10 protein-coding genes are annotated in these 12,773 nt (G+C 62.8%); 4 read left to right on the top strand and 6 right to left on the bottom strand.

Translation table 11 applies throughout. From position 1 onward, the window contains the following. Nucleotides 1–22: 22 nt before the first annotated feature. From NA29_RS25175 to NA29_RS25200, 6 genes are all read right to left on the bottom strand, one after another. Nucleotides 23–907: a branched-chain amino acid ABC transporter permease gene (locus NA29_RS25175; RefSeq protein WP_039394146.1), complete on the bottom strand. Its 885-nt coding sequence runs from the start codon at nucleotides 905–907 to the stop codon at nucleotides 23–25. 140 nt (nucleotides 908–1,047) lie between these two features. Beyond that, nucleotides 1,048–2,241 (bottom strand): ABC transporter substrate-binding protein, encoded by a 1,194-nt coding sequence (locus NA29_RS25180; protein WP_039401786.1) that lies wholly within the window; start codon nucleotides 2,239–2,241, stop codon nucleotides 1,048–1,050. Between the two features lie 76 nt (nucleotides 2,242–2,317). Further along, complete coding sequence (locus NA29_RS25185; protein ID WP_039394148.1) at nucleotides 2,318–3,091, bottom strand: ABC transporter ATP-binding protein; 774 nt, start codon at nucleotides 3,089–3,091, stop codon at nucleotides 2,318–2,320. An 8-nt stretch (nucleotides 3,092–3,099) separates the two neighbouring features. After that, nucleotides 3,100–3,879, bottom strand: a complete 780-nt coding sequence (locus NA29_RS25190; RefSeq protein WP_039394151.1) for an ABC transporter ATP-binding protein — start codon at nucleotides 3,877–3,879, stop codon at nucleotides 3,100–3,102. A gap of 437 nt (nucleotides 3,880–4,316) precedes the next feature. Continuing rightward, nucleotides 4,317–5,966, bottom strand: coding sequence for a GMC family oxidoreductase (locus tag NA29_RS25195; RefSeq protein WP_052252395.1), 1,650 nt, complete (start codon nucleotides 5,964–5,966; stop codon nucleotides 4,317–4,319). Between the two features lie 135 nt (nucleotides 5,967–6,101). Continuing rightward, nucleotides 6,102–7,610 (bottom strand): CoA-acylating methylmalonate-semialdehyde dehydrogenase, encoded by a 1,509-nt coding sequence (locus tag NA29_RS25200; protein WP_039394153.1) that lies wholly within the window; start codon nucleotides 7,608–7,610, stop codon nucleotides 6,102–6,104. A gap of 171 nt (nucleotides 7,611–7,781) precedes the next feature. Here NA29_RS25200 and NA29_RS25205 point away from each other — a divergent pair, with 171 nt between their 5' ends. The 4 genes from NA29_RS25205 to NA29_RS25220 all read left to right on the top strand — a co-directional run bounded on the left by NA29_RS25205 (nucleotide 7,782) and on the right by NA29_RS25220 (nucleotide 12,754). After that, entirely contained in the window at nucleotides 7,782–8,657 is an 876-nt protein-coding gene (locus NA29_RS25205) for a LysR family transcriptional regulator (RefSeq protein WP_039394156.1), read from the top strand. Between the two features lie 223 nt (nucleotides 8,658–8,880). Further along, nucleotides 8,881–10,275 (top strand): class II fumarate hydratase, encoded by a 1,395-nt coding sequence (gene fumC / locus NA29_RS25210; RefSeq protein ID WP_095178585.1) that lies wholly within the window; start codon nucleotides 8,881–8,883, stop codon nucleotides 10,273–10,275. A gap of 49 nt (nucleotides 10,276–10,324) precedes the next feature. Then, complete coding sequence (locus NA29_RS25215) at nucleotides 10,325–11,227, top strand: LysR substrate-binding domain-containing protein (RefSeq protein WP_039394163.1); 903 nt, start codon at nucleotides 10,325–10,327, stop codon at nucleotides 11,225–11,227. A 237-nt stretch (nucleotides 11,228–11,464) separates the two neighbouring features. Further along, nucleotides 11,465–12,754: an MFS transporter gene (locus tag NA29_RS25220; RefSeq protein WP_039394166.1), complete on the top strand. Its 1,290-nt coding sequence runs from the start codon at nucleotides 11,465–11,467 to the stop codon at nucleotides 12,752–12,754. Nucleotides 12,755–12,773: the final 19 nt, after the last annotated feature.

Below are 12,773 nucleotides of genomic sequence, written 5' to 3' on the forward strand. Positions count from 1 at the left end.
TGTTGTTGCATGGTTTCGTCCCTTACTTTTGTTTGCCGAACAGCCCGGCAGGGCGCAGCAGCAACACGATCACCATGATGAAGAACACCACGGTCGCCGACGCTTCCGGGTAGAACACCTTGGTGAAGCCTTCGATCACACCGAGCATCAGCCCGGTGACGATCGAGCCCATGATGGAGCCCATGCCGCCGATCACGACCACCGCGAACACGGTGATGATCATCGACTGCCCCATGAGCGGCGAGATCTGAATCACGGGCGCGGCGAGCACACCTGCGAACGCCGCCAGCGCCACGCCGAAGCCGTACGTCAGCGTGATCATGAGCGGCACGTTCACGCCGAACGCCTCCACGAGCTTCGGGTTCTCCGTACCGGCGCGCAGATACGCGCCGATCTTCGTCTTCTCGATGATGAACCACGTCGCGAAGCAGACGATGAGCGATGCCACGACCACCCACGCGCGATAGTTCGGCATGAACATGAAGCCGAGGTTGGTCGCACCGGACAGCGCGTCGGGCGCGTCGAACGGCTGACCGGACACCCCGTAGATCGAGCGGAACACGCCTTCGAGCACGAGCGTGATGCCGAACGTCAGCAGCAGCCCGTAAAGATGATCGAGCTTGTAGATCCAGCGCAGCATGGTGCGCTCGATCACGATGCCGATGATGCCCACCACGACGGGGGCGAGAATCAGCATGACCCAGTAATTGAGGCCGAGATAATTGCCGCCCATCCAGGCGAGCATGGCGCCCAACATGAACAACGCGCCGTGCGCGAAGTTGATCACATTGAGCAGACCGAAAATCACCGCCAGGCCGAGACTCAGCATGGCGTAGAACGAGCCGTTCACCAGTCCCAGCAGCAGTTGGCTCAACAGCGCCGGCAGGGGGATGCCTAGAAAGTCCATCGAAATCGATTCTCTGGGAGAAACCTTGGAGAAAGGTCGCGACGGGACACGCGTCCCGTCGCTATCCGTGCATCGCTTGTTTGCGGCGCCCTGCTGCGGCGCCGCCGACTCACGCAAAAACCGCTAACGAAGTGCTGCGCTTACTTAAGCTTGCAGGTCGATTCGGCTTCGGTGGTGAAGGCCTTCTCGCCCGGGATCGTGGCGACGACCTTGTAGTAGTCCCACGGCTCCTTCGATTCCTTCTTCGACTTCACTTGCATCAGATACATGTCGTGGACCATCGTGCCGTCCTTACGGATGTAGCCCTTGCTGAACATGTCGTCGATCTTGATCTTGTGCAACTGCTCCATGACCTTGTCGGCATCCGTCGTACCGGCGGCCTGCACAGCCTTGAGGTACGTCATCGTGGCCGAGTAGTCGCCGGCTTGCAGGCTCGACGGCATCTTCTTCATCTTGCCGAAGTAGCGCTTGGCGAATTCACGCGACTTGTCGTCCTTGTCCCAGTACCAGCTATCGGTCAGGTACATGCCCTCGGTGTTATCCAGACCGAGCGAGTGAATATCGTTGATGAACACGAGCAGACCGGCGATCTGCATCTTGCCCTTGATACCGAATTCCTTCGCCGCCTTGATCGCGTTGATCGTGTCGCCGCCAGCGTTCGCCAGACCCAGCACCTGCGCCTTGGACGACTGCGCTTGCAGCAGGTACGACGAGAAGTCCGAAGCGGACAGCGGGTGACGCACCTGCCCCACCACCGTGCCGCCGTTGGCCTTGACCACGTCGGACGTGGATTTCTCCAGCGCATGGCCGAACGCATAGTCGGCGGTCAGGAAGAACCACGACTTGCCGCCTGCTTTCACCACAGCCGAGCCCGTGCCGCGTGCGAGCGCAACGGTGTCGTACGCGTAGTGCACGCCGTACGGCTGGCACTGGTCGTTGGTCAGTGCATCGGAGCCTGCGCCCACGTTGATGTAGACCTTCTTCTTCTCGGCGGAAACCTTGTTCATCGCCAGGCCGGTGCCGGAATTGGTACCGCCGATGAGCATGTCGACACCGCCACGGTCGAACCATTCGCGCGCCTTCGACGCTGCGACGTCCGCCTTGTTCTGGTGATCGGCCGTGACCAGTTCGACCGGCTTGCCGAGGACCTTGCCGCCGAAGTCGGCGATGGCCATCTTGATGGCTTCTGCGCCGCCCTGTCCGTCGATGTCGGTGTAAAGACCCGACATATCGGTAATGAAACCGATCTTCACCGTGTTGCCATCGGCGTGGGCCTGCGAGGCCATTGCCGCAAAACCAAACGCAGCCGCAACGGCCAACGCCTTCATCCGCATCGTCATCTTCGTCTCCTTCGTGGATTTGATCGCCTGGGTCCATCGCCCGGCACGCGTGCACGCCGGGTAGCTCACCTCATACGCCCAACAACTCGTGCAGCACCGGCATCTTCGTCTCCAGCTCCGGAGCGCCGAAGCGCTCCACGATCTTGCCGTGCTCCATGACATAGAAGCGATCGGCCAGAGGAGCCGCAAAACGGAAATTCTGTTCCACCATCACGATGGTGTAGCCACGCGCTTTGAGCGTGGTGATCATGCGCGCAAGCGTCTGCACGATCACCGGCGCGAGGCCTTCGGAAATCTCGTCGAGCAACAACAGATTCGCGCCCGTGCGCAGAATGCGCGCCACCGCGAGCATCTGTTGCTCGCCACCCGACAGGCGCGTGCCCTGACTGTGACGGCGCTCTTTCAGGTTCGGGAACATGTCGTAGATCTCGTCGAGCGACATACCACGCCCGCCGTCTTCGCGACGATTGCCGCTCATGCCGATATAGGGCGGCAGCAGCAGGTTTTCCTCGCACGACAAGCTCGCGAAAATGCCGCGCTCTTCGGGGCAATACCCCACGCCGTGATGCGCAACCTTATACGTCGGCAGATGAATCGTCTCTTCACCCGCAATGCGAATCGACCCCTGACGCTGACCGGTCAGGCCCATGATCGCGCGCAGCGTCGTCGTGCGCCCGGCACCGTTGCGGCCAAGCAGCGTGACGACTTCGCCACGCCCGACCGTGAGGTCCACGCCGTGCAGGATGTGCGACTCGCCGTACCACGCCTGAAGCCCTTCGACTTCCAGTGCGGGCACGTTGCCGCCGTTCTTGCCACCCTGGTTGTTGCCGCCGTTACCGTACATAGCCGTCCTCACCCGTGGGCTCCCTGCATTTCGCCGTCCGCCGTGCCCATGTAGGCTTCCATCACCTGCGGATTCTTCGAGACTTCGTGATACGGCCCTTCGGCAAGCACCTCGCCGCGCTGAAGCACGGTGATGGTGTCGGAGATGCCCGCAATCACGTTCATGTTGTGCTCGACCATCAGAATCGTGCGTCCCGCCGACACCTTCTTGATGAGTGCCGTGACACGATCGACGTCCTCGTGACCCATACCTTGCGTGGGTTCGTCGAGTAACATTAGTTCGGGTTCCATAGCAAGTGTGGTGGCGATTTCGAGCGCGCGTTTGCGGCCGTACGGCAACTCCACGGTGAGCGTATGGGCGAATTCGGTGAGGCCGACTTCCGCAAGCAACTCCATGGCGCGCTCGTCGAGCTGGCGCAGCGTGCGACTGCTGCTCCAGAAGTGAAACGCCGTGCCGAGATTGCGTTGCAGACCGATGCGCACGTTCTCGAGCACGGTGAGGTGCGGGAACACAGCGGAGATCTGGAACGAGCGGATGATGCCGCGTCGCGCGATTTGCGCAGGCGCTTCACGGGTGATGTCTTCGCCGTTGAAGGTGATGGAGCCTGCACTGGGCACGAGGAATTTCGTGAGCAGGTTAAAGCAGGTGGTCTTGCCCGCACCGTTCGGCCCGATCAGCGCATGAATGGTGCCGCGCGCAACGCGCAGGTCGACCCCGTTCACGGCGGTGAAGCCACGGAACTCTTTGGTGAGCCCGCGGGTTTCGAGAATGTAATCGTTGTTCGCCATGTCTCCTGCCACATTCCTGGTTGGCGGTGCGAAGCGTCGTGTGCGCTTCAGACACCATCGTCTGTGACAACCGCAAGGCAGGCGGGTGACGCTATGGTTGGCGTCGCCGGCAAAGTGCCCCGCGTCCCAAAGGAAGCGCCGAATTCTTGGTTCGATCACTCATAGGGAATCGTTATTGTGTGTGGTTTGCTGCAACGCGATCATTGGGATTTGCACTTAGCTTCGCACCCCTCGAAACGCGCATGCTCACACGCGTTGCAGAACGTTCGGTCACATAGCGCGCGACGATGCACCGCCCTTATGCGACAAGGCTTTTGCGGCACATGCAAATGTGCAGGCGATAGCGAATATCGATGAGATACCGCGCCGGGCACTCATCGATATTGCGCGACATTAGGTATTACTACGTAAGTTTTAGAAAACCGGGAAAGAGGTCGTTACCTGACGCCAACCTTACGCGCAGCGCGAATCATGTCGCTGGCGCGCTCCGCGATCATGATCGTCGGCGAGTTGGTGTTGCCCGACGTGATGGTCGGCATGACGGACGCATCGACCACACGCAACCCCTGTACGCCGCGCACGCGCAACTGCGGATCGACGACTGCATCGGGGTCATCCTCGCGCCCCATACGACACGTGCCGACCGGATGAAAGATCGTCGTGCCGATGTCGCCTGCGGCGCGCTTCAGGTCGTCGTCGCTCTGATACGACGGTCCCGGCAGATACTCGCGCGGCTCGTAACGGGCGAACGCCGGTGCGCCCACGATGCGGCGCGTGAGCTTGATGGCGTCGGCCGCCACGCGCAGGTCGGCTTCCGTCGAGAGATAGTGTGGCGCGATATTCGGTGCGACGCGAGCATCGGGCGACGTGAGATGCACATGACCGCGCGACGTCGGTCGCAGATTGCACACAGACGCCGTGAACGCGTTGAACTTGTGCAGCGGCTCGCCGAACTTCTCCAGCGACAGCGGCTGTACGTGATACTCCAGATCGGGACGCGTCACGTCTTCGCGACTGCGCGCAAACGCCCCCAGTTGCGACGGCGCCATGCTCATCGGCCCACGCTGCGTGAACGCGTATTGCATGCCGATCGAGAGTTTGCCGAGCAGACTGTTCGCGGTGAGATTGAGCGTCTTCGCACCGCGCAGTTTGTACACCGTGCGCAATTGCAGATGGTCCTGCAAATTTTCGCCGACGGCGGGCACATGGGACACGACATCGATGCCGAGATTGCGCAACCGTTCGCCGTCGCCAATGCCGGACACTTCGAGCAGATGCGGCGAATTCACTGCGCCCGCTGCGAGAATCGTCTCGACGTTCGCCAGCGCCACGAAGTCCTCGTTGCCGCCGCGATACGCGACCCCCGTGCAACGCGTGCCGTCGAAGGTCAGGCGACTCACACTCGCACCGGTGATCACCGTCAGATTCGGGCGTTGCGACGCCGGTCGTAAAAATCCCTTCGCCGCACTCCAGCGCACACCGCGCCGCTGATTCACTTCGAAGTAACCGATGCCGAAGTTGTCGCCGCGATTGAAGTCGTCGGTCTTGGGGATGCCGATCTGCTCCGCAGCGTCGGCGAACGAGTCGAGCACGCGCCACGACAACCGCTGCTTCTCGACGCGCCATTCGCCGCCGCTGCCGTGAAACTCGGAGCTTCCGTTGTAGTGATCTTCGCTGCGCTTGAACAGCGGCAGTACGTTATCCCAGCGCCAGCCGTCGTCGCCGGTCGCGTCAGCCCACACGTCGTAATCCTCGCGCTGACCGCGCATGTAGATCATGCCGTTGATCGACGAACTGCCGCCCAGCACCCGCCCGCGCGGATACGCGAGCGAACGACCGTTAAGCCCGGCTTCCTCTTGCGTGCGGTACAGCCAGTCCGTTCGCGGGTTGCCGATGCAATAGAGATAACCGACGGGGATGTGAATCCAGTGATAGTCGTCCTTGCCGCCAGCTTCGAGCAGCAGCACGGAGACGTCCGGGTCTTGCGTGAGACGGTTCGCCAGCACACAGCCCGCCGACCCGGCCCCGACGATGATGTAATCGAAGCGCTCCTGCTTGTCGCTCTGCTTGTCCGTCTGCTTGCTCATTCCCGCATGTCTCCGTCGTTGGCGCGGCACTCGCCATAGTGCGATGCCGACGCTGGTGCGGCACCCGAGTGGGGTGGACTGTCGCCACCCTCACCGGGTTCATTTTTGTCATTGAGTTGCTTGCCGCGTCGCGATTTACTTCGCCACTGGCATCGTGAATTCCGCCCCCTTGCCGATGCTGTCCGGCCAGCGCTGCATCACGCTCTTGAAGCGCGTGTAGAAGCGAATGCCCTCTTCGCCATAAGCGTGATGATCGCCGAACAGCGAACGCTTCCATCCGCCGAACGACTGCCAGGCCATCGGCACCGGAATCGGCACGTTGATGCCGACCATGCCGATCTTCACCTGACGCGAGAACGCGCGCGCCACGCCGCCGTCGCTCGTGAAACACGATACGCCGTTGCCGAACTCGTGGGCGTTGATCAGCTCGATGGCCGACGCCAGATCGGGCACGCGCACGACGGCCAGCACCGGCCCGAAGATTTCGTCGCGATAGATCGTCATCTCGGTCGTCACGTGATCGAACAACGTGCCGCCGAGGAAGAACCCCTGCTCATGCCCCGGGACTTGCAGGCCGCGACCGTCGACGAGCAGCGTCGCCCCGGCACTCACCCCTTGCGCAATATAGCCCTCGATCTTCGCCTTGTGGGCGGCGGTCACGACCGGCCCCATCTCCGACGTGTCGTCCACGCCCGGCCCGACACGCAGCGCCTTCACGCGCGGGACCAGCGCGTCGACCAGACGATCCGCCACCTGCCCCACCGCGACCGCCACCGAGATCGCCATGCAGCGCTCGCCCGCCGAGCCGTAGGCCGCGCCGATCAGCGCGTCGACGGCCTGATCGAGATCCGCGTCGGGCATCACCACCAGATGATTCTTCGCACCGCCCAGCGCCTGCACGCGCTTGCCGCGTCGCGTGCCTTCCGTATAGATGTACTCGGCAATCGGCGTCGAGCCGACGAACGACAGCGCTTCGACGTCCGGGTGATCGAGCAGCGCATCCACGGCGACCTTGTCGCCCTGCACCACGTTGAACACGCCATCCGGCAGCCCGGCTTCGCGCAGCAGGTCGGCGATCAGCAGACTGGCCGACGGATCGCGCTCGGATGGCTTGAGCACGAAAGTATTGCCGCAGGCGAGTGCGATCGGGAACATCCACATCGGCACCATCACCGGGAAGTTGAACGGCGTGATCCCCGCGCAGACGCCGACCGGCTGACGCAGATGCCAGTTGTCGATGCCACCACCGATGTTGTCACTGTGCTTGCCCATCAGCAGATTCGGCGCGCCGCAGGCGTACTCGACGATCTCGATGCCGCGCGTGACTTCGCCGCGTGCGTCGGAAAACACCTTGCCGTGTTCGCGGGTGATGATGCGGGCGAGCTCGTCCTGATGCTCGTCGAGCAGCGCCTTGAACTTGAACAGCACACGGGCGCGCTTGAGCGGGGCCGTTTCCGACCACGACGGCAGTGCCGCCTTCGCCGCCGCCACCGCCGCATTCACGTCCTTCACGCTGGCCAGCGCCACACGGGCGCTCACCGCCCCCTCGGCCGGATTGAAGACGTCGGCGAAGCGCTCGCCCTCACCGGCCACACGTTGGCCACCGATGAAGTGCTGGACGGTCGGAATATCAGCGTTGCTCATGTTCGTTTCCTGTAGATTTCAAGGCATCGGCGCTGGCGTCTCCCCGCTCAGCGCCGCGAGTAGCCCCAAGCGTACTGCCGCGACGGGCGGCAATCCAATGAGAAAAAATCAAAAGCAATATAAGATTCACTTATATTGCTCCGGCAATCCGCCTGCTTTCGTCCGCCCGCTATGGAACTCGCTCATCTTCGCGCCTTCGTCGCCATCGCCCGTGAGGGCAATCTCACGCGTGCCGCCCAACGCCTGCATCTGACGCAGCCGGCCGTGAGCCTTCAGGTGAAGGCCCTGCAGGAGACGTTGCGGCTCACCCTCTTCACGCGCACGGCGCAGGGGCTGGCGCTCACGCGGGACGGTCAGGCGCTGCTGCCGCTCGCCGAGCGCATGCTCGCGGCGCTGACCGACCTTCAGCAGGCCGCCGGTGCGCTGCGCGACACCGTGCGCGGACGCCTGCGCATCGGCACCATCCTCGATCCCGAATTCACGCGTCTGGGGGCGTTTCTCAAACGTCTCGTGGAGTCGTATCCGCAGATCGAGACGGCCCTGCGTCACAGCATGTCGGGCGACGTGTTGCAACGGCTCGCGCGCAGCGAGCTGGACGTCGGCTTCTATATCGGTAGTCCCGACCCGACGCGCTTTCACGCGATCACCCTCACGCCCTTCTCTTATCAGGTGCTGGCACCCGCTGGCTGGCGCGAGCGTGTGTCCCGGCGCGGCTGGCGCGAACTCGCCGCCCTGCCGTGGATCTGGACACCGCCGGAATCGGCGCACCACCGTCTGCTGTCGGCGGTCTTCGGTGAAGCCGGGGCGTCGCCCGTCAAAGTGGCGGAAGTGGATCAGGAGCCATCGATGCTCGATCTCGTGAAGTCGGGCATCGGTCTGTCGCTGGTGCGCGACTCGATTGCGCTGCGTGAGGCGCGTGCGCACGGTCTGCTGATCGCCGACAGCGTGTCGGTGCCCACGGAACTCACGTTCGTCACCCTTGCCTCGCGTCGCGAGGAGCCCGCCATTGCCGCTGCGCTGCAACTGGTCTCGGCTGTGTGGGCCTGAGCCGACTTTGGGGGAAAAACAGGCGCATTTCACCGCGTCTCGCGACACCCTCGCATCGCAATTCCGGCGCATAATCCATGCCTGCCCAGGCCTTCACGCTCAAGACATTCGAAAAGGCCGACCTCCCCGCAATTCATTCCCACGACATGGCGCGTCCCCCGATGGCCTGCCATGCCGGATCCTTTCTAAAGCTCTAGAATTTAATTCTCTCTTCGAGGAGTCGATCATGTCTGATGTGCGAATGGAACGCGATACCTTCGGCGAAATTGCCGTGCCTGCCGACCGTCTGTGGGGTGCGCAAACCCAACGCTCGTTGCAAAACTTCAAGATTTCCACCGAGAAAATGCCGCGTGAACTCGTGCGCGCGCTCGCTCGTGTGAAGCGCGCGGCGGCCGAGGTCAACAAAGATCTGGGCGTGCTGGACGCAAAGAAGGCCGACGCGATCATCAAGGCCGCCGACGAAGTCGTCGACGGCAAGCACGACGACGAATTCCCGCTCGCCGTGTGGCAGACCGGGTCGGGCACGCAGTCGAACATGAACATGAACGAAGTGCTCGCGAACCGCGCCAGCGAACTGCTCGGTGGCGTGCGTGGCGAAGAGCGCCTCGTGCATCCGAACGACGACGTGAACAAAGGCCAGTCGTCGAACGACGTCTTCCCGACCGCCATGAGCGTGGCCGCCCTCGACGCCCTCGTGAACCACCTCAAGCCCAGCGTCGGCCAACTGCGCGACACTCTGCATGCGAAGGCGCGCGCCTACGACGACATCGTCAAGATCGGCCGCACGCACTTGCAGGACGCCACGCCGCTCACGCTCGGTCAGGAAATCTCCGGCTGGGTGGCACAGATCGACCACGGTCTGAAGCACGTCGACAACGCCCTGCCCCACGTCGCCGAACTCGCGCTCGGCGGCACGGCCGTCGGCACGGGCCTGAATGCACACCCCGAATTCGCGAAGAAAGTGGCCGACACGCTCGCCCGCGACACCGGCCTGCCGTTCGTCACCGCACCGAACAAGTTCGAAGCGCTCGCCGCCAACGACGCCATCGTCAACGCTCACGGCACGCTCAAGACGCTGGCCGCCAGCTTCATGAAGATCGCCAACGACGTGCGCTGGCTCGCCAGTGGCCCGCGTTGCGGCATCGGCGAGTTGCAGATTCCGGAAAATGAACCGGGCAGTTCGATCATGCCGGGCAAGGTCAACCCGACCCAATGCGAAGCCATGACGATGCTGTGCTGCCAGGTGCTGGGCAACGACGTCGCCATCAACATCGGCGGTTCGATGGGTAACTTCGAGCTGAACGTGTTCAAGCCGATGCTTATCCACAACTTCCTGCAAAGCGTGCGCGTGCTCGCCGATGGCGCGGTCAGCTTCAACGACAACTGCGCGATCGGGATCGAGCCGAATCGCGAACGCATCGGCACGCTGCTCGAAGAGTCGCTCATGCTCGTGACCGCGCTCAACCCGCACATCGGTTATGACAAGGCCGCGCAGATCGCGAAGAAGGCACACAAGGAAGGCACGACGCTCAAGGCAGCTGCCCTCGCGCTGGGCCACGTCACGGCCGAGCAGTTCGACGCGTGGGTTCGCCCGGAGCAGATGGTCGGCAAGCGTTAAGCTTCCTTCCCCGTTCCTGACTCGCACCCTGCATTAACCGTCACCGCGCATGCCGATTTCGCCCCTGCCGCCGCTGCACTGCCTGATAGCGTTCGATGCCGCCGTGCGGCATGCGAATTTCACCCGGGCCGCCGCAGAACTCAACCTCACGCAAAGCGCTGTGAGTCGGCAGATTGCGCAGCTCGAAGAGTTTCTCGGGCGCGCGCTGTTCACACGCGAACATCGCACGCTGCGGCTGACGGTGGCCGGACAACGCTACGCCGAGCAGATTCAGCGTCTGCTCGGTGAGTGCGCCGAAGCGACGGCCGACCTCATGAAACGACGCGGCGATCTGGAACTCACGGTTGCGTGTTCGTCCGGCGTGGCCGTGCTCTGGATGACACCGCAGCTCATGCGCTTTCGCGCAGCACACCCCGACGTCAAGATTCGCGTGATCGTGAAGGACGGCATCACGTCGCTCTCCGCGTCCGAATTCGATCTCGGCGTGTACTACGTGCGTAACGATCTGCCGCCCGATTTCGCCGGACGCCGCCTCTTCGACGAGGAAGTCTTCCCCGTCTGCTCCCCCAGCTATCTCGACGGACGTCAGCTCACACCCGCCGATCTCGTGAGCGAAACGCTGCTCTTCATCGAAGACGGTCAGCGCAAATGGATGTCGTGGCCCGACTGGTTCGAGCTACAAGGCGTGAACGCGCCGAAATTCCCGCGCATGGTAAGCGCCAATTACTACCCGCTGCTCGTGCAGATGGCCATCGAAGGCGGCGGACTGGTGATGGGCTGGCGTCACATGATCGACCCGTGCCTGGATGCCGGTCTGCTCGTGCCTGCGTGCGACGCATCGGCGAGTCTGGGTGGCGGCTACTACCTCGTATGGCCTGCCGAGCGCCATGAGCATGCCGCAGCACGAATTTTCCGCAACTGGATTTACTCGGAAACTCGTTTCCCATCATAGGGGTTACGTGCGTTTCCAGAAATTGCCATGCGCTGCACGCATGGCAACATGCGGAATTATCGTTTTGCCTGTCATTTTGTCTGAACTACTTTCTGTCTTATCCGCGCACGTCCGGTAGCGGCATGGGATTCCCATTGCCTGCGAACGAACGTGATCCGACAAAAAAGCAGGCGTATTACCGGCATGACGTGACAGCAAGACACGCAACGGACGCCACCCATCCTCCGGGAGACCCAGATGCAGGCGACCTACGCAGTGCCTCAAGACAACCTGGCCCGCCAGCGCCGTCACGCGATCGTGGCGACGGTGATCGGCAACGGGCTTGAATGGTTCGACTTCACCGTCTATAGCTTCTTCGCGGCGATCATCGCGAAGCAGTTCTTCCCCACGGGCGACGACCTCTCGTCGTTCCTGCTGGCCGTGGCCACCTTCGGCGTGGGCTTCTTCATGCGCCCGGTCGGCGGCATCGTGCTCGGCATCTACTCCGATCGTGTGGGCCGCAAAGCAGCACTCTCGCTCACCATTCTGTTGATGGCGGCAGGCACGGCCATGATTGGTCTGGCCCCGACGTACGACCAGATCGGACTCGCCGCACCGCTCATCATCGTGCTGGCCCGTTTGCTGCAAGGCTTCTCTGCTGGCGGTGAAATGGGGGGCGCAACGGCGTTCCTGACGGAATACGCACCGGCCAATCAACGCGCTTACTACTCCGCGTGGATTCAATCGAGCATCGGCTTTGCGGTGTTGCTCGGCGCGGCCGTGGGCACGTTCGTGACGACCGAGCTCGACAAGGCGTCGCTCGAATCCTGGGGCTGGCGTGTGCCGTTCATCGTCGGCATGCTGATCGGCCCGGTCGGTTTCTACATCCGTAACAAGATCGACGAAACGCCGACGTTCCAGAACGCCGAGAAGTCCGACACGCCGCTGCGCGACGTCTTCTCGCAATACCCCAAGGAAACGCTCGCGAGCTTCTCCATGGTCGTGCTGTGGACGATCTGCACCTACGTGCTGCTGTTCTACATGCCGACGTATGCCCAGCGCGTGCTGCATCTGCCCGCGTCGAACGGCTTCACCGCCGGCATGGTCGGCGGCGCGATGATCCTCGTGTTCGCCCCGGTCGTGGGACGTCTGGCGGACCGTCTCGGCCGTCGCCCTTTCCTGACGGGTTCGGCACTGCTGATTCTGGTGCTCGCCTGGCCGATGTTCACGTACCTGAACGTGTCGCCGGGTCTGCACTCGCTGCTCACGTTCCAGATCGTGTTCGGCCTGCTGATCGCCTGCTACACCGGCCCGATTCTCGCCGCGTTCGCCGAGCTGTTCCCGGCGAAGGTGCTCTCGACCGGCCTGTCGGTGGCGTACAACTTCGCGGTGACGATCTTCGGCGGCTTCGCTGCGCTGATCATCACGTGGCTGATCGCCCGCACGGGCAGCAACATGGCCCCGGCGATCTACGTGATCGTTGCGGCGGCCATCAGTCTGGTCGGTACTTGCTTCGTCAAGCCGCTGCCAAAGACCGCCAAGGTCTGAGTTTCCCCTAAACAAGGCG

Origin of the sequence: Pandoraea sputorum, assembly GCF_000814845.2 — a bacterium.
GTDB classification, from domain to species: Bacteria; Pseudomonadota; Gammaproteobacteria; order Burkholderiales; family Burkholderiaceae; genus Pandoraea; species Pandoraea sputorum.